Source organism: Thermoplasma sp., from assembly GCF_023256435.1.
Taxonomy (GTDB): domain Archaea; phylum Thermoplasmatota; class Thermoplasmata; order Thermoplasmatales; family Thermoplasmataceae; genus Thermoplasma.
In genome coordinates, this window is record NZ_JAGDXM010000010.1 from 1 (window position 1) to 16,770 (window position 16,770).

Annotated in this window: 15 protein-coding genes; 7 read left to right on the forward strand and 8 right to left on the reverse strand. The window is 42.4% G+C overall.

From position 1 onward, the window contains the following. Positions 1-109 precede the first annotated feature (109 nt). Complete coding sequence (locus Q0C15_RS01020) at positions 110-541, reverse strand: Lrp/AsnC family transcriptional regulator (RefSeq protein ID WP_110640736.1); 432 nt, start codon at positions 539-541, stop codon at positions 110-112. Positions 542-673: 132 nt separating this feature from the next. Between Q0C15_RS01020 and Q0C15_RS01025 the strand changes: the two genes are divergently transcribed. After that, a complete protein-coding gene (locus Q0C15_RS01025; protein ID WP_297215082.1) occupies positions 674-1,615 on the forward strand; it encodes an asparagine synthetase A in 942 nt (313 codons plus the stop codon). 367 nt (positions 1,616-1,982) lie between these two features. On the opposite strand, the gene Q0C15_RS01030 is transcribed toward Q0C15_RS01025, so the two are convergent. Both Q0C15_RS01030 and Q0C15_RS01035 read right to left on the reverse strand, forming a co-directional pair. Beyond that, entirely contained in the window at positions 1,983-3,377 is a 1,395-nt protein-coding gene (locus Q0C15_RS01030) for an MFS transporter (protein ID WP_297215084.1), read from the reverse strand. 7 nt (positions 3,378-3,384) lie between these two features. After that, the gene (locus Q0C15_RS01035) at positions 3,385-3,807 is read right to left on the reverse strand and encodes a CBS domain-containing protein (RefSeq protein ID WP_297215086.1); all 423 of its coding nucleotides are present in this window, start codon (positions 3,805-3,807) and stop codon (positions 3,385-3,387) included. Between the two features lie 537 nt (positions 3,808-4,344). Here Q0C15_RS01035 and psmB point away from each other — a divergent pair. From psmB to Q0C15_RS01050, 3 genes are read left to right on the forward strand one after another with little or no spacing between them, the layout of a single operon-like run. Continuing rightward, the gene (gene psmB, locus Q0C15_RS01040) at positions 4,345-4,980 is read left to right on the forward strand and encodes an archaeal proteasome endopeptidase complex subunit beta (protein ID WP_297215088.1); all 636 of its coding nucleotides are present in this window, start codon (positions 4,345-4,347) and stop codon (positions 4,978-4,980) included. Between the two features lie 40 nt (positions 4,981-5,020). Beyond that, positions 5,021-6,940, forward strand: a complete 1,920-nt coding sequence (locus Q0C15_RS01045) for a beta-CASP ribonuclease aCPSF1 (protein ID WP_297215090.1) — start codon at positions 5,021-5,023, stop codon at positions 6,938-6,940. A 39-nt stretch (positions 6,941-6,979) separates the two neighbouring features. Continuing rightward, positions 6,980-8,641 carry a hypothetical protein gene (locus tag Q0C15_RS01050; protein WP_297215092.1) on the forward strand — a complete coding sequence of 554 codons (1,662 nt, stop codon included), beginning with the start codon at positions 6,980-6,982 and terminating at the stop codon, positions 8,639-8,641. Between the two features lie 42 nt (positions 8,642-8,683). Here Q0C15_RS01050 and fsa read toward each other — a convergent pair whose 3' ends face one another. From fsa to Q0C15_RS01070, 4 genes are all read right to left on the reverse strand, one after another. After that, positions 8,684-9,355 carry a fructose-6-phosphate aldolase gene (gene fsa, locus Q0C15_RS01055; protein ID WP_297215093.1) on the reverse strand — a complete coding sequence of 224 codons (672 nt, stop codon included), beginning with the start codon at positions 9,353-9,355 and terminating at the stop codon, positions 8,684-8,686. Further along, positions 9,339-10,289, reverse strand: a complete 951-nt coding sequence (locus tag Q0C15_RS01060; RefSeq protein ID WP_297215095.1) for a transketolase family protein — start codon at positions 10,287-10,289, stop codon at positions 9,339-9,341. Before Q0C15_RS01060 ends, fsa begins: the two co-directional genes overlap by 17 nt. Next, positions 10,286-11,107 (reverse strand): transketolase, encoded by an 822-nt coding sequence (locus Q0C15_RS01065; protein ID WP_297215097.1) that lies wholly within the window; start codon positions 11,105-11,107, stop codon positions 10,286-10,288. Before Q0C15_RS01065 ends, Q0C15_RS01060 begins: the two co-directional genes overlap by 4 nt. Positions 11,108-11,205: 98 nt before the next feature. Then, complete coding sequence (locus Q0C15_RS01070; protein ID WP_297215099.1) at positions 11,206-12,048, reverse strand: dihydrodipicolinate synthase family protein; 843 nt, start codon at positions 12,046-12,048, stop codon at positions 11,206-11,208. 260 nt (positions 12,049-12,308) lie between these two features. Between Q0C15_RS01070 and Q0C15_RS01075 the strand changes: the two genes are divergently transcribed. Further along, on the forward strand, positions 12,309-13,904 hold the full coding sequence (locus tag Q0C15_RS01075) for an APC family permease (protein ID WP_297215101.1): 1,596 nt from the start codon (positions 12,309-12,311) through the stop codon (positions 13,902-13,904). Between the two features lie 273 nt (positions 13,905-14,177). On the opposite strand, the gene Q0C15_RS01080 is transcribed toward Q0C15_RS01075, so the two are convergent. Continuing rightward, on the reverse strand, positions 14,178-14,777 hold the full coding sequence (locus Q0C15_RS01080) for an aspartate kinase (protein ID WP_110640760.1): 600 nt from the start codon (positions 14,775-14,777) through the stop codon (positions 14,178-14,180). A 327-nt stretch (positions 14,778-15,104) separates the two neighbouring features. Here Q0C15_RS01080 and Q0C15_RS01085 point away from each other — a divergent pair, with 327 nt between their 5' ends. Next, positions 15,105-15,923 carry an NAD(+) kinase gene (locus Q0C15_RS01085; RefSeq protein WP_297215104.1) on the forward strand — a complete coding sequence of 273 codons (819 nt, stop codon included), beginning with the start codon at positions 15,105-15,107 and terminating at the stop codon, positions 15,921-15,923. Further along, positions 15,910-16,272: a Mov34/MPN/PAD-1 family protein gene (locus tag Q0C15_RS01090; protein ID WP_367181931.1), complete on the forward strand. Its 363-nt coding sequence runs from the start codon at positions 15,910-15,912 to the stop codon at positions 16,270-16,272. Before Q0C15_RS01085 ends, Q0C15_RS01090 begins: the two co-directional genes overlap by 14 nt. The last annotated feature ends 498 nt before the right edge of the window (positions 16,273-16,770 follow it).

Genomic DNA, 16,770 nt, shown 5'->3' on the forward strand with positions numbered 1-16,770 from the left:
AGATGATAACTTCCAAAGGTGGATGTTAACATGTTTAACAGAAACCGCAACCTGACCGCGTCGATAATGAATCAGGTAAGAAAATGATCAATATTGTATAAAAATAGCTTCATTTAACCTCAGAAAACACTGTTATTGTTTGGGCTCTTTCAACACCCGGCATCTCTCTCAGCTTGTCAAGTACAAAGTTTCCTACGGCTTCAGTCGATGATTCTCTGACTTTTATGAGCAGATCCCATTCACCTGCAATGATATATACATTTTCCACTTCCTTGAAATTAGCTATGCGAGCAGCCAGGTCACGCTGAGATAAGCCGTCCTTTGGTGTATAGGCTATAAGTATGAAAGCTACCACAGGTATACCCAAAGCTTTGTAGTCCGGAACAATGGTAAATTTTTTAATAATACCTGATTTTATCATATTCTGCATGCGTTCATATATCGTCACTCGCGGTATATCAAGAACGCGCGACATATCTGAAATCTTGTCTCTGGCATTATCCATCAGATAATTCAGTATCTGAATGTCCTTTTCATCCATAATTCAATGATAATATCTTATTATTTAAATTTAGTCATAATGTCGATTGAATTGAGAATACACGGACGATCATGAACAAAATGTTAAGTAAAATCTAACAAAATTCATAAAGCATGCATTTATGTGTATTTTATGGAAACTAGAGAGATAAATGCACTTGTTGATGAAATAAGTAACCATCTAGAAAAGCCGGAACTGTACCATGCGCTCAGGGTACAGAGCTCGATAAGATCTATAACATCTGAATTTCTGAAGGATAGAAATTTCATAGAGGTTCCACCGGTTATAATCTCTGTACTGACAGATCCTCTGAACCATCCGGTATTCGATCCTACAATTGATTATTATGGATACAGATACTCACTTACAAAGAGCATGATATTTCATAAGCATCTGCTCACGAAGCATTTTGATAGGATATTTACATTTTCTCCAAACATCCGGCTAGAAGAGCAGGATAAGGTCAGGACAGGTCGCCATCTTGCAGAATTCACTCAGCTGGATCTGGAAATGAAAGGTGCAACCAGAGATGATGTCATCAGCCTTGGCGAAGATATGATTGATCTGTTCAAAAGGATAAAGAAGACAAACGAGGAAGATCTAAAGTTCTTTGGCAGAGATCTTAGAATACCAGCTAAACCCTTCAAGAGGATCAAGTATCTGGATGCATACAGCGAGTACGGTGAAGATTTTGAACATAAACTTTCAAGCGAGATGAAAGAACCATTCTGGATAATAGACATACCTCTAGAAAAGAGAGAGTTCTATGATAGGGAGGATCCTTCAAGACCTGGCATACTCGTTGATATGGATCTTATATATCCAGAGGGATACGGCGAAGCCTTATCCGGTGGAGAAAGGGAATATCAGTTGGACAGGATAATTGAGAGAATACATAAGAAGGGTCAGACTGAAGAGCAATTCAAATGGTATATAGAATTTGCAAAGGAGGGACTTAACCCATCAGCTGGATTTGGAATAGGGATAGAACGGTTGACTAGATTCATATGCGGTCTTGAGAGGATAGAGGACGCCCATCCATTTCCAAAGATACCAGGACATCTCTCCCTCTGATACTATTTTTTATGAGATAAATAGTCTAAGACGGATCTTGGATATATGATTGTCGAATATTATTCTAGGATATTTTCTATTGAAATGATTCGTTATAGATTCAGAGGTTGATGGATACTAACAGATCTGTATTTGCCATTTCTCCAGAAAAATTAAGGGTCTAGGAGAAGCTAAAAACCGCGATCTTCATATATAGAGATGCAGGGGCTCAATCAGCATCATGATTAGTAGGATTTTGCATGATTTATAAGAATAGGACTGGTACAGTAGAGATCCGCTTCTTTGGATATTCCGATATAGGTCTTGTACGGAATATATCCTTACGGGCAGAGGCCTCTTCGATTAAATGAAGCTCCGAAGCTTCAGCTTAGGAGTAGCTCACTCGTTCTATCAATACCGTCATCAGGGCGAGTAAACTTGCAATACCTGACACAATGAAAGTTATGGAAATACCTCTCATAAAGCTGTTCTTTACAGATTCAAAACCAGATATTTTTATCCCAAGAAAGGCATAGCTAAGAACGTTTTCCGGAACGTACAGAGCCACAATTGTGAATACAAGGGACATACCAATGACTGACCCCATGTTAAGGATAACTGTCCTCATACCGGCAGCTGATCCCCTCCTGTCAGGAGGTGCGGCGGACATGAGTATGGCATTGCTGGGTGTATAGAACAGACCTATCCCAAAGCCTACCATTACAAGCCCGATGTAGAATGGTACGTTAATAGATCTTATGAGAGATAGAATCAGTGATCCAAAGAAAGATAGAAAGAGGCCAGCGTATATCAGATCGTTTTCCATTTTCCTTGTATTCAGGTTGCCCACAAGATAGGAGGAAACGCTCAGCGATAATGCGTATGGTATTACCATTATGCTTGAACGTAACGGCGAGATTCCCAATGGGCCCTGGAGCATTATTATAACTATAAGCAAAGCAGAATACCTTGTTATGGAATTTAGAAAAGTGGCAATTGCCTGTGTCGCAAATTCTCTGATCCTGAAGAGCGAAACATCGATCAGAGAATCATCTCTACCTCTGCCAGATAATATGAACAGAATGAAAGATACGATAGATACGATGAGGGAAGTAATGTCTGGTGGATTGAGCCACATATCAGGGGGGGCAAACGTCAGATAAATAACTATGGACACTATAAATATGGAGAAAAAGAGACTCGGCTTCCAGTTTATACTGACTTTGCGTTTCTGTATCTCTCTTAGGCGTAACGACATTATGTATCCGGCAATACCGAATGGGATGTTGAAGACGAAAACATATCTCCAGTTGAATGCAGTTAGAATACCGCCAACGAGGGGCCCAACAGCCGTCGCTATTCCAATTATTAGGCTGTTCATGCCTATTGCCCACTTCAGCTCATCCTGTCTGAAGGCATCGGCGATTATTGCAAGGCTGTTTGAGAACAAAAGTGCACCTCCAAGCCCCTGGAATATCCTCGATAGCAATAAGATGAGTGCGTTGGGGCTGAGAGCAGCAAGCGTGGAACCTACTATAAAGAATAGATATCCCAATCCATAGAGCCTGTTTCTTCCAACAAAATCAGAGTATCTGCCGAATAAAGGCGCACCTATAGTCATAACAAGCGGATAAACCACGAGTATCCAGATTATGAAGAAGAACGAAGTGTGCAGTGATATCATTATGGTGGGCAGAGATATCAACAGCGATGTGCTGTTTATCACAGCAAGCAGGGAACCTATGCTCGTCACAGATATAGCAATTAATTTATAGGTATCCATTTGAATATCAGAGATTTCCGAATCTTGATATTATGTCAGATATGCTGTCCATGTAGTCCTTGAATATCCTCAGAATATCTCTTGATGTTATAACTCCAAGGAGCTTTCCATTTTTCATTACCGGCAGCCGTCTGATTCCGTTTTTTGCCATAATTTCGGTCACCTTGAAGGTTGGAGTATCCGGTTCCACCGAAATTATGGGCGAATTCATTATCTCATCTATTCTCACTTTCTTTGGATCTCTATCCTGCGCAATTATCTTGTTGATGTAGTCCCATTCAGTAACCATGCCTATGATCTCTCCATTCTCCGCAATTATAGCGAAGCCAACGTGATCCTGTGCCATTATTCTTGCGGCCTCATAGGCTGAGGTTTCTCCAGGCATAACCTTGTCGTATTTTCTCATAACGTCTGAAGCGTAAAGCACCATATCTCCAGATCACAATTCGGTATTTACAGATTTGTCAGTCATGTGAAGACCGAATAATCCAATGCTTAACCAAAAGGATCTATTTCATTTGTAATGCCTTTAGGATCAATGTACTCATAAATTGTCTTCCCATATTTTTGTATAACCCGCGATAACCAAGTGGTGGGATGCAATAGCAAAATCGCTGAGACCCAAATATACGCCTGTGGATATTACGATATGGGGCTTGTACGGATGTCCGGAAAGGCATAGGTCTTTTCGCTGAAAGGAAGATCCTAAGCTTCAGCTGGGGAGCAGCTCACATCCTTAAAATAGTGCAGATTTTTCTACTATGGTTTTACTTTTGATCGGAGATCGGTCTTTTCCATAAATACAAATTTTTACCTAGAATTATTGAATTCTCCACTATTGTATAATTATTAAGATATTATAATTATGAAGATATATCATGAATAGTAAATGTTGACGGATACAGACGGAAAACATTTAATATCATAGGTCAATTATGAGTTAGCCTTTTTAAAAGGAGTTGATGTTATGAATCAGACTTTAGAAACTGGTACGACCACAGTTGGTATCACATTGAAGGATGCCGTGATAATGGCAACCGAAAGGCGTGTCACAATGGAGAATTTCATCATGCATAAGAATGGAAAGAAGCTGTTTCAGATCGATACATATACTGGAATGACTATAGCTGGGCTTGTTGGCGATGCTCAGGTTCTCGTGAGATATATGAAGGCGGAACTTGAACTCTATAGGCTCCAGAGGCGTGTTAACATGCCCATAGAGGCGGTGGCCACATTGCTTTCTAACATGTTGAATCAGGTCAAATATATGCCATATATGGTCCAGCTGCTTGTTGGTGGTATTGACACTGCTCCACACGTCTTCTCCATAGATGCTGCAGGTGGATCCGTTGAAGACGTTTATGCAAGCACAGGATCTGGATCACCATTTGTTTACGGTGTCCTAGAGTCTCAGTACAACGAGAAGCTGACTGTGGACGAAGGTGTGGATCTCGTTATAAAGGCAATAAGTGCTGCCAAGCAGAGAGATTCTGCATCAGGTGGTATGATAGATGTTGCCGTCATAACGAAGAAGGATGGATATGTCCAGCTTCCGACTGATCAGATAGAATCCAGAATAAGGAAGCTTGGATTAATTCTATAAAATTATACGATATTTTTTAAATTTTAAAGGTGTACGACCTATGGGTTTTCATGACTACATTGAGGAAACGAGACAGATATTTGACCGTCTGTATCCGGATAACAAGATAACGGAGATAGATTATGAGGGTCCAACGATAGTCGTTTATACGAAAGACCCTGAGCTATTCGCAAAAAGAGATGATCTCGCAAGGCAGATCGCGCAAGAGATCAGACGCAGGATAGCCATACGACCGGATCCATCGATACTCTTACCCGAGGATCAGGCCAGGGACTCGATAGAAAAGATAATCCCTAAAGAAGCTGGTCTAGAAGATATATACTTTGAGCCAGATACGGGGGAAGTCGTTATAGAACTTGATGAACCTTCTATAATCACCGCGCGTGGAACTGATTACGTCCAGGAGATAAAGAGCAGGACGCAATGGTCTCCCAGAATTGTCCGCGCGCCACCGATGTATTCCAGAACAGTCAAGGAGGTTAGGGAGTTTATGCGCGAGGTGAAGCAGGAAAGAAGAGAATTCCTGCATAATCTCGGCGTTAAACTGTCCGGACCACCTATGGTTGGCGAGACATGGGTCAGATTGACTGCTCTTGGTGGTCATTCTGAGGTGGGTAGAAGTGCCACGCTTGTATCCACAAAGAATTCCAAGGTGCTCATAGATTGCGGTATGATGAACGTCGGTCCAGACGCAGATCCATGGGACGCTGCACCGTATCTCTACGTTCCTGAGGTACAGCCGCTCAGTTCCATCGACGCAGTGATACTCACCCATGCACATCTTGACCATTCTGGTCTGCTGCCCTTGCTTTTCAAATACGGATATGATGGGCCAGTTTACATGACCCAGCCGACAAGGGATCTTGCAGCCTTACTTCAGAATGATTACATCAAGGTAGCCAGAATGGAAGGTGGAAAGGTTCCATACGAATCGAAGTTCATACGTGAGGAACTAAAGCATACGATAACGCTCAGGTACGGCGAAACGACCGATATAACCAGAGATATGAGGCTAACATTCTACAACGCTGGTCACATTCTTGGATCGGCTTCGGTGCATCTTCATATCGGTGACGGTCTTTACAATGTTGTGTTATCCGGCGATGTGAAATTCGAAAAGACATGGCTTTTCAACCCAGCAAACAATAAGTTTCCAAGGGCAGAGACATTTATGACCGAATCTACCTATGGTGGAAGGGATGACTACTCGTTCACCAGGGAAGAGGCAACGCAGACTCTTATCGATGTGATAAATAGAACGCGTGATCGCGGAGGATCTGTGCTCATACCTGTTTTCGCAGTTGGCCGCAGTCAGGAGGTCATGATAGTGCTTGAAGATGCTATGCGCAGCGGCAAGATACCCCAGATGGATGTATATCTCGATGGCATGATAATGGAGGCCACCGCAATTCACGCCGCATATCCGGAATATCTGAACAAAGAACTGCGTGAAGCCATAATGGTGAGAAAGGAGAATCCATTTTTAAGCCCAATATTCAAAAAGGTGGAGACGAAGGAGCAGAGGGAAGACATAGCCGAGAATCCTGAAAGCAAGATCGTTCTGGCCACGTCCGGAATGATGAACGGAGGCCCGGTAATGGAGTATTTCAAGGCATGGTCCTCAAACCCTAAGCACACTCTCGTCTTCGTCGGTTATCAGGCCGATGGTACCCTTGGAAAGAAGATACAGAGCGGTGCTTCAGAGGTAACTCTGTCTGACGAAGGAAGAAACGTCACATATCCAATAAAGATGGACGTTGAGACCGCAGAGGGCTTCTCTGGTCATTCCACAAAAAAGCAACTTTTGGCTTACATTGCCACGATGCAACCAAAACCGAAAAGGATCCTGGTTAATCATGGAGATAACGGAAAAACTGCTGAATTTGCCCGTCTTGTCAGGCAGAGATTCAACATAGAAGCTTATGCGCTCAAAAATTTAGAGACTATAAGACTGTTGTAACGGCATAAACATTATATATACATAATTAGATGCACAGGTATGAACATCAAAATAATAGCGATTTCCGTGGCGATTTTTTCTGTCATAGGATTCGCTCTAACGAGTGCGGCTGCCACAGGTCAGACGCCGTATGCGGCCAGTGCCGGCAACTACACTATAAATATATACACCAATAGCGTAATAAAAAATATAACCTACAATGGTACAGCAATTGTTAACTATGGTAAGGTTTCAGGAAGCAACTTATCCACACAGATAGGAATGTCGGATATGATGGACAATATGAATCAGTTCATCAACTTTCACAATCTGAGCTACATGAGCACTGAGGACGGAAACGGACTCATAATGGCAACCTATGGTGCTTCTGCTAACATACAGCTGAACTTTTCTGGAAAACTGAATCCATTCGCGACGGATCAGAAAGATGACATGGGCAACTATGTAAGCCTATACTATCTTACGATTAATGGATACAATTTCACGGTAGGATCCAATGTGCAGCCAACCTCTATGAATAATAACTACACATTCAGTGCGCCCACATTATCAAAGATCGTGTTTGTTGTAATAATCAGCAACAGCGGACTGCAGGACATGTTCAATCACTTCGAACACGAGCTGAACGGATTCAAGTTCACATACAACAGCACAACCGGTTTGGTTAACGGAAAATTCCTCAACTTCACCTTCGACAAGTCCACTCAAAAGATATCAAAATTCAACGACAAGCTATCAAACCTGACCGTATTTTCAAACATAACTGCAAATGCTACTGGAAAGAGTAGTTTCTCATTCTATCCTGGTATGTACATTGGAAACATCTTCTTTGATTCTTCAGCTTATTATGCCCTGATGATACACGACAATCCAGCGCTTCAGTCATCCTTCATGCTGATAAACGGTACAATATATTTCAACGTCTCTAGAGGTATATCCATAACAGAGAAGAATTTCACCTACAATGCGGCATTCAACTATAGCGGCGAGTTTGATAACATGAGTATGGATGCGGAACAGAACTTTTACGGTGGTGCAACTTTCGTATTCCTGAGCGCTCCTCACTTCTATGGAATGATGACCTTTGCAGGTGCTAAGAGTGTCGTTGTGAATGGCACAGAAATAAAGGCCATGACAAACGGCACAATGATAGCATCGTTCGTTTCACCTCCCGGACTATCCAACGGTGTGAAGAACTTTGCGCCTATGACATACGCTATGGAGCACGGAAAGCTTGGGCTTCAGATGGCCATAGAGAAGGTTAATTCAACACTCAACAACATATCGCTGGATCTCAACACCTCAGTGCACGCTGTCCTGAAAAGCGCCAGTTCCAGTGCAATAGTCATAAATGTCAATTCCTCACAATCGGCAGGGACTATAATAGCGGTATACGTTTCACACAGCGTAATGAATGCATCAAAGCTGGTAGTGAAATTTGACGGATCTGCTGCAGTGCAGGTTTCAGCCTCAGCGCTTGTTAACGAGACTTCAACGACTACAGCATATTACAATGCAACAGCAGATGGCAACGGGACGCTTGTTATGATATATATACCGCATTTCTCGGATCACACCCTTGAGATCGAACCTTACGTTGCCACATCGTCACTCTCACTGTACTACTACATCGCAATTGTCGTCGTTGTAGTTGCTGTGATAGCTGCAGTAGGATATGTGATGATCAGAAGAAAACAGTAATAAACCTATTTTTATAATATTTTTATAAAATTTCTATTTTAATTATAGAACAAGTTTTCCGTCAGGAGAAACTTTCTTCCAGTCCTCCAGGAATTTTGCCAGGCCCTCATCTGTTTTAGGATGCTTCATAAGCGACTTCAGCACCGAAAACGGTACGGTCACGACGTCCGCCCCAATAACAGCGGATCTGAGCACATGGATTGGATTTCGGATTGAGGCCACTAGGATCTGTGTCTTAATGATGTAATTGTTGAATATCGTTCTGATCATATCTATGATCTGCATGCCATCTTCCCCTATGTCATCCAGTCTTCCGACAAAGGGTGATACGTAAGTGGCTCCAGCCTTTGCAGCCAGCAGTGCCTGAATTGGATTGAAAACAAGCGTGCAGTTGGTGTTTATATGTTCGGAGGTAAGCGTCCTTATTGCACGCAGACCATCCTCAGTCATGGGTATCTTAACCACTGCATTGTCACCAAGCCCGTGGATCTTTCTGGCCTCTTCCACCATGCCCTCGTATTTTGTTGAAACCACCTCAACGCTTACCGGGCCATCAACGGTTTTCAATATCTCCCGTATGATATCGCCATACTTCTTACCGTTGACAGCTTCCTTTGATATAAGTGTTGGATTTGTCGTGACGCCATCCACTATACCCCAGCTTACACCCGTTCGTATCTCCTCTATATTTGCAGTGTCAAGGAATATTTTCATAATTCTTCTCCTCCAGGCAGGTCATGGCTTCGTTTATTATATCTTTAACATCCATGTGGAAATAGGAAAACAGTTCCCATGCCTTTCCGGATTTGCCGAAAGTATCCCTCATACCTATGCGCCTTACAGGAACAGGATAAGATTCCGAGACCACCTCGGCAACGCGGCTTCCAAGGCCATTGTACACAGAATGCTCCTCAGCCGTGACTATATGCCCTGTTTCCCTTGCGGATCTTATTATGGCATCTCTGTCTATGGGCTTTATTGAGGGCATATTTATGACTCGAGCACTTATACCTTGTTTCTTGAGCTGTTCAGCGGCCTCCATGGATTTTGAAACCATCACACCATCTGCTATAATTGTCAGATCAGTTCCATCTTTCATAGTGATGGATTTTCCAATCCTGAATTCGTAGTCCTCATCATTTATGACGGGAAATTTCTCCCTGCTCAATCTTACGTAGTGCGGTTTATCTACATTCGCCAGATAATCGATTACGCTCCGAGTTTCTATTGAATCCGACGGTACTATCACATTCATATTGGGAAGACCGGACATTATGCCCACATCTTCGACGATCTGATGCGTCGCCCCATCCTCTCCAACAGTTATGCCTCCATGCGTTACAACAAATCGTACAGGTGCGTTATTGTAACAAACGGACTGCCTGATCTGTTCATACGTCCTTGTTAAGAAAATGGCAAAAGTAGAAACGAATGGCTTCTTTCCAGACAATGCCAATCCAGCAGCTGTGGTCACCATGGACTGTTCTGATATGCCCATGTTGAAGAACCTGTCTGGAAATGCATTTGCGAAATAACCAGTCTTGGTCGATGAGGAGAGATCGGCATCAAGCACAACTATATCAGCGTCCTTGGAACCAAGCTTTACAAGTTCCTTTCCGTAAGCGTCTCTCAGGCTCTCCGATTTCATAGTTCCTCACCAAGCTGCCTCATAGCTCTTCTGTAGAGCTCTTCCGATTCTGGAGGACTGCCATGGTATTTGGGATTGTTCTCCATGAAGTCAACACCTTTTCCCTTCACAGTGTTCGCGATTATGAACGTCGGTCTCTCCGAGGTCTTCGATTTCTCGATGGCGCTCTCTATCTCGCTGAAACTGTGTCCATCGATTTCGATCACGTTCCATCCAAAGCTTTCAACCATTGAATGAATATCGTGCAATGGCATGATGTCTCTCGTATATCCGTCAAGCTGTATACCATTCCGGTCAAGAATAGCAGTAAGATTTCTTAGATTATATTTGTATCCAGCCATGAGGGATTCCCAGACGTTTCCTTCCTCCATTTCCCCGTCTCCAAGTATGACGTAGATATGATAATCCAGGTGATCCAGTCTCCCGGCCAGAGCCATCCCCACACCGACACCCAGACCCTGACCCAGCGAACCGGTGGATACCTCAACGCCGGGGATCTCTCTTGAAACATGACCCTCCAGATGTGAATCTATCTTTCTGAAACCGGAGAGTTCAGAAATCGGGAAAAAGCCACGGATCGCCAGTGTCGCATAAAGGGCAGGAGATGCATGTCCCTTGCTCAGAATGAGACGGTCTCTCTTCGGATCTGTAGGATTCTTCGGATCGATATTCATCTCCTTAAAATATAGAACTGTAAGAATATCTGCGATGCTTAAGGAACCACCAGGATGGCCACTCTGAGCACTGTAGACCATCCTTACTATCTCCCTCCTTATCCGGAGGGCAATCTCACTCAAGTCTACCTGATAGGTTTCCATTTTATTTACGAGAGATCATATCAAACAAATATATAAGCAAGTATTCATAGCTGAAGTAACAAGGCGGGAGTCGCATTCTGTCAGGTACGATAGACCGATCACTTCCTGTATTTCTTCAGTACAGCCTGCACTTCCCGTTTTAGTTTTTCTTCACTTTCAGGATCCAGCGGATAGAAAGGTGGTCTCGGATTACCCGCATCGTACCCTCTAAGTATCCTTACAAGGCTGTAATTGGAAGCCCACTGCCCGTATCTTGAGGCGATATCTATTATTTCATTTATCACCATCTGATTTATTCTACCGAATCTGGCCGTATCCTCAAGAATCTCAACGAACATCCTAGTAGCATAATTTCCAGCTGCAGCAACTGCACCATCTAAACCATTCAATGCAGCATAGAGAATATACGTACTTGGACCAGAGAATACCATAAAATCATCAAGCAGGTATTTGTATCTCATCATATGATCGATATCATTCACCGTATCCTTAACTCCAATTATATTTCCACCATGGCGCCTTATCTCAAGGGCTATCTTTGCGTTGACATCGTATCCTGTGAACTTTGGATAATTGTAGATGAAAGTATCGGTGATTGAGGATATCTCGGTGTAATACCGTACAATCCATTCATCAGGTATGCCACCGAAATAATATGGAGGGATAGCAGCCACGGCGTAAAAGTTCTTGTTCTTGGCGATCTTGGCAAGTTCGATGCTTTCTTCCAGGTTGAGTGAACCTACCTGAAATATGACCTTTCCGGGAATATCTGAACAGTATTCAGCTAGCTGTGTTCTCTCCTGAAATGACAGTGAAGGTCCCATTCCGTTCGTACCGGCAACAAATATCATGTCTACATGATCATCAAGGAGTCTTCTGCAGTGATTTCTGAATTTCTCCTCGTCTATCTGTCTTCCATTGAATGGAGTCAGTACTGGCACAATTTTCAATGGCATATATGAACATTGGTGAAGCAGGCATAAATTTATCCCATTTTAGGCTGAACAATGTTTTTATACCAGAATGCAATACAATTAATTACACATTTTTACACAAAAGTAAAAATGGACCTGTTTCCACCCCTGGGGTGAAATTCCCTGGGGAACAAGATGTTTTATGATTAAATTATATTGCTGATAATTTTTGATTAGATATGTTTGCTAAATTTTAAATATATATTCTGCTATAATCATTAGATAAAATGGAAAACAAGGATGGCGAAATAAAGCTAAATAAAGCATTGACGTTTCCACAGATGCTGGTCATCGGTCTGATCGCCGCAGTCGGTACAGGTGCACTCTTTGCACCCGTTGCCATGGTCAGTGCAGCGGGACCTTCAGCAGTTATTGGCTGGGTGATTGGGGCCATAATGTATGCATTTGTATCCCTAACCTTTGTGGAACTATCAAAGACCTATCCGGAAGCGGGAGGACCTTCCAGATATTCTCTTTATACGCATGGCCGTTTTACCAATGCACTCAATGCATTTGCCAGTTTGATATGGTATATATTCATACCTCCGATAGAGGCCCTCGCCACAGTTGAAGGTCTTCAGTACCTGTACCCTCATTTCATCTCAAGTACGGGTGCGCCAACGCTGCTCGGCGCAGGTCTTGGTGTTGTGATCCTTTTGCTGTTTCTTCCGCTTAACTACTTCGGTGTCAGAGCGTTCGGGAAGTACTCGTTTTATATAGGGATAATAAAACTTCTGGCTTACCTGCTGGCGGCCTTTGGGATGGCATTCGTATTCTTCAGATTTCAGAATTTTTATGCGTATAAGGGAGGGTTTGCACCATTCGGCTTTTCCGGTATACTCTTTGCTATACCATTCGCAATGTTTGCCTTTGGTGGTATAAGAGTAGTCCCAGATTACTCAGAAGAGACAACGGAGACAAAGGAAAAGAGGTTCCTTGGCAGAACCATAGTGTACACCGTCTTGGGTCAGTCACTGATATACATACTCTTTTCCATCGTATTCATAGCCGGTGTTAAGTGGTCTGCAATAGGTGGGGGTATATCGCCAGGATCCTGGGGGGTTCTGGATACCGTTATAACTGAGAATCCATTTGTATACCTGGCAAGTACGTTCCATTCCTATCCGGTTCTTATAATAGTGCTGATAGTTTCCATACTTGGTCCGTTTGTCACAGGTTATGTTTACGTAGGTGGGGGTGCCAGAGTCCTGCTCGCAACGGCAAGATCCAAGATAATGTCCTCCTCGATGAAGAAATTAAGTGAGACCTACGCGGTTCCATACTGGGCAATAATTGCATTTGTCGTCGTCGGCGCCATCGTTGCATTCATCTCAGCGCCTGTTCCAGGTATTTACGCTCTGTTAACAGATGCTGTGGTTGCAGGATACCTCGGCTTTGCAGTAACTCCGGTTTCTATGATAGTAAGCAGGCGCCAGTCGATGACTAAAGAAAGCGACAGGATACCGGGAGGAATGGCTATTGCAGTTATAGCCTTCGTTAGCTCCTCACTTATAGCATTCTGGAGTGGGTGGCCCTCAGTACCGTATGCACTGCTCATATTGACTATAACCATGATCGTGTTTGGCGCAGTGTTCAAGATAAAGGAGCATTTTGTGAACTCATTATGGTATATCCTCTACATGGTGTTCATACTGGTGATGTCGTACATCGGTAGTGATGGAGCACTCAACATCATCTCGTTCATCACCTCGACTATGATCGTAGTGCTTGTATCCGCAATTGTCTTCTTCCCTTGGGGTATAATTTCAGGGCTCAAAGAGGCGTATGTACCAGAGGGGCAGATACTCCCGGAATTGGACTGATATGGGAAAAATAAAATTTTTTAGCCTTTATTTTTGATGGATGATCAGCATGATTAGAATTCTGGGCGTGTTGATCTATTAGAAAAGATTCTCATATTATGAATTTATTTACTATTTATTGAAAAGGTCTGAGATTTGGAGAAACAATAAGATTTCCTATTCTGACAGAATACATAATGACTTTTATTAATAGATTGGCCTAAAGCCAGCTACTCCTCGCTGAAGCTTCGGAGCTTGTTGCTGGTTTCCCCTTCACCTGTAGATGAGGTTTCATCATCCCTGAACGATGTTAACTGGGCCACTTTCTTTATCGCTGGATCTGTAGAGTAATCTGTTTAGGGCGTCTGCAGTTTTTCCAGCAGATTCTGAATCCACTATTATCCATATCTCACGACTGAGTCTATATATATTCTTTACTGAAACCCCATTTATCTCTAGAAATTCTGTGATCAAAAGAGTTATTCCGGCGGTTGTGCATGAACCAGGCGGCAAAAGTATCTTTGCTATTACAAGTGAATTGCCTTCTGTAGTTTTTATTATGGCTGAATATCCGTTTGTTTCCTTTATAATAAGTATGGCATCTTCCGGTATATCATTTTTATTTTCAGTGTTTATCTCCTTATAGTTATATTCCAGTGTCAGGATAGATTGTTTTAATATCAACAATATGTCTTTTGGTTTTGCCTTGACCTCAATATTCGTCAGCGCTTTAACTATGGTGTTTATTTTCACTTTTTTTCCTGTAAGAAAATCTACCTGACTCTTTATTTCCCTAGCAAGTTTTGTATAATTAACCAGACCGGTGTTCAGAAGCAAGGTATAAATATTGTTGCTATTTATTATCCCCTTAACGGCATCTGTAGCCTTGGTCATATCCTTATATATAATTATAAAAGATAAACTTTTCTAAAAAATGAATTTATGCAATTTCATTCATGAGAATGATTAAAATTCTAAATTCATACATAAAAGAAGAAATGTACATGATGATAGTTCGCTATGAAGCAAGGACTGTGATCCATATTTTCTCTCTCCATAGGCATGATCAGAATATGCTGCTCATTCATGAAAGGCATAGCATTCTTCGCCACACACATTTATCATCCATCAGACCGAATTGATTAAGTCTATGATTCGCATTATCCACCTATTGAAGGGTCAACGCTACGTTCATATCCAAAAATTCAGAAGGGATCATTTATGAAAATTGCATTTGTCATAAGAAAGGACTGCAGCAGATGTGCAAAGATAGCCGAGAGCATTATAGAACTTCTCCCTAAAGACTGGGAATTGATATACGATCACGAAGCCGCAAAGTATCTTAATGGAAAGGGCGTTGATCTTACAAGTATGGAGGCCGATGTCATCATAACCATCGGTGGCGATGGAACAGTCCTCAGGACATTGCAGTTGGCCAAGGGTCCGGTACTAGGTATAAATATGGGTGGATTGGGATTCCTTACGGAACTTGAGGTGGATGAAGTTGGATCGGCTGTATTCAAACTATTGAAGGGCGAATACAAGATCAGCGAAAATATGAAGCTGCGTGTGGAGATAAATGGAGAGAGGGTGGAAGACTGTACCAATGAAGCGGTAGTGCACACCGAAAGGATCGCACGGATAAGGCAGTTTAAGATATACATTGATGGACATTTTCTTAGCACTATGAAAGCTGACGGTATCATCGTTGCGACGCCCATAGGATCATCATCTTATTCATCGTCGGCCGGCGGACCACTTCTCCTCCCGACACTGAAGGGAATGGTAATCTCATATCTGGCGCCGTATTCCTCAAGGCTCAAACCTGTGGTTGTTCCATCCGACTCAAAAGTTGAGATAAAGATAGCGGGTAAGGATCAGGAATGCATTCTTATACTAGATGGTCAGCGTGAATATAAAGTGAAGAGCGGCGACACCGTCAGCATATCTAGATCTGAAAACAATGCAAAGTTTATTTCTTTCAGGGAATCAATATATGACAGAATAAGGGATAAGGTAATAAGACATGTGGTTAATTAAGCGAAACTTGCTGCAGATGATAATGGAGGCATCAAAGGATTCATATCCGCGAGAATTCGGCGCCCTTCTGAGAGCTGAGGGAAACATAATATATGAAATAGCTCTTGTACCAGGAACCATACAGAGCGAAAGATACACGCTTTTCTATATGTACAATAAGCCCATAGATTTTTCAATTGTTGGATCTGTGCACTCTCATCCATCCGGAGTGACGCTTCCATCTGATGAAGATCTTCACATGTTCTCAATGACGGGCAGTGTTCACATAATAGTGGGATATCCGTATAATTTGGATAATTACAGAGCCTACGACAGATCCGGAAATCCAATACAGGTAGACGTTCTCTAATATCATATCATCTCAAAAAGCATTGACATTCCTGATTCAGCCACAGGTAGCTGATACTCTCACGTCTCAGGCATTTACACTCAAATATCCCAAAAGGCGTGAGTTCAGGAGCGTCTTTCCCTAACTTTATCAATCAAATAATTAGAATATCTCTGATAAACTTTTTCATAGTTAATATCCTCTCAATGTGGAAGCTTTCTAGATCATTCTTCTGTAGGCTTCATAATCAGAGCTAAACCCCAGGTCATCAGATTTAGATCAAGTCTTATGTGTATTGGCTGAATATGAAATTGGACGATTTATCCTGAATACGAATCACATTATCACATGGTTATCATGCATATCTGCATTTTTTTGATCTGGTTTAACCTTGCATACCTTGTCATTTCGATAACTTACTTCGAAATTACCATCCCATCATGATGAAGAAAACCAGACCCAGGATGCGGAGGGAGGGATTTGAACCCTCGAACCCCTTCGGGAATGGACCCTGAATCC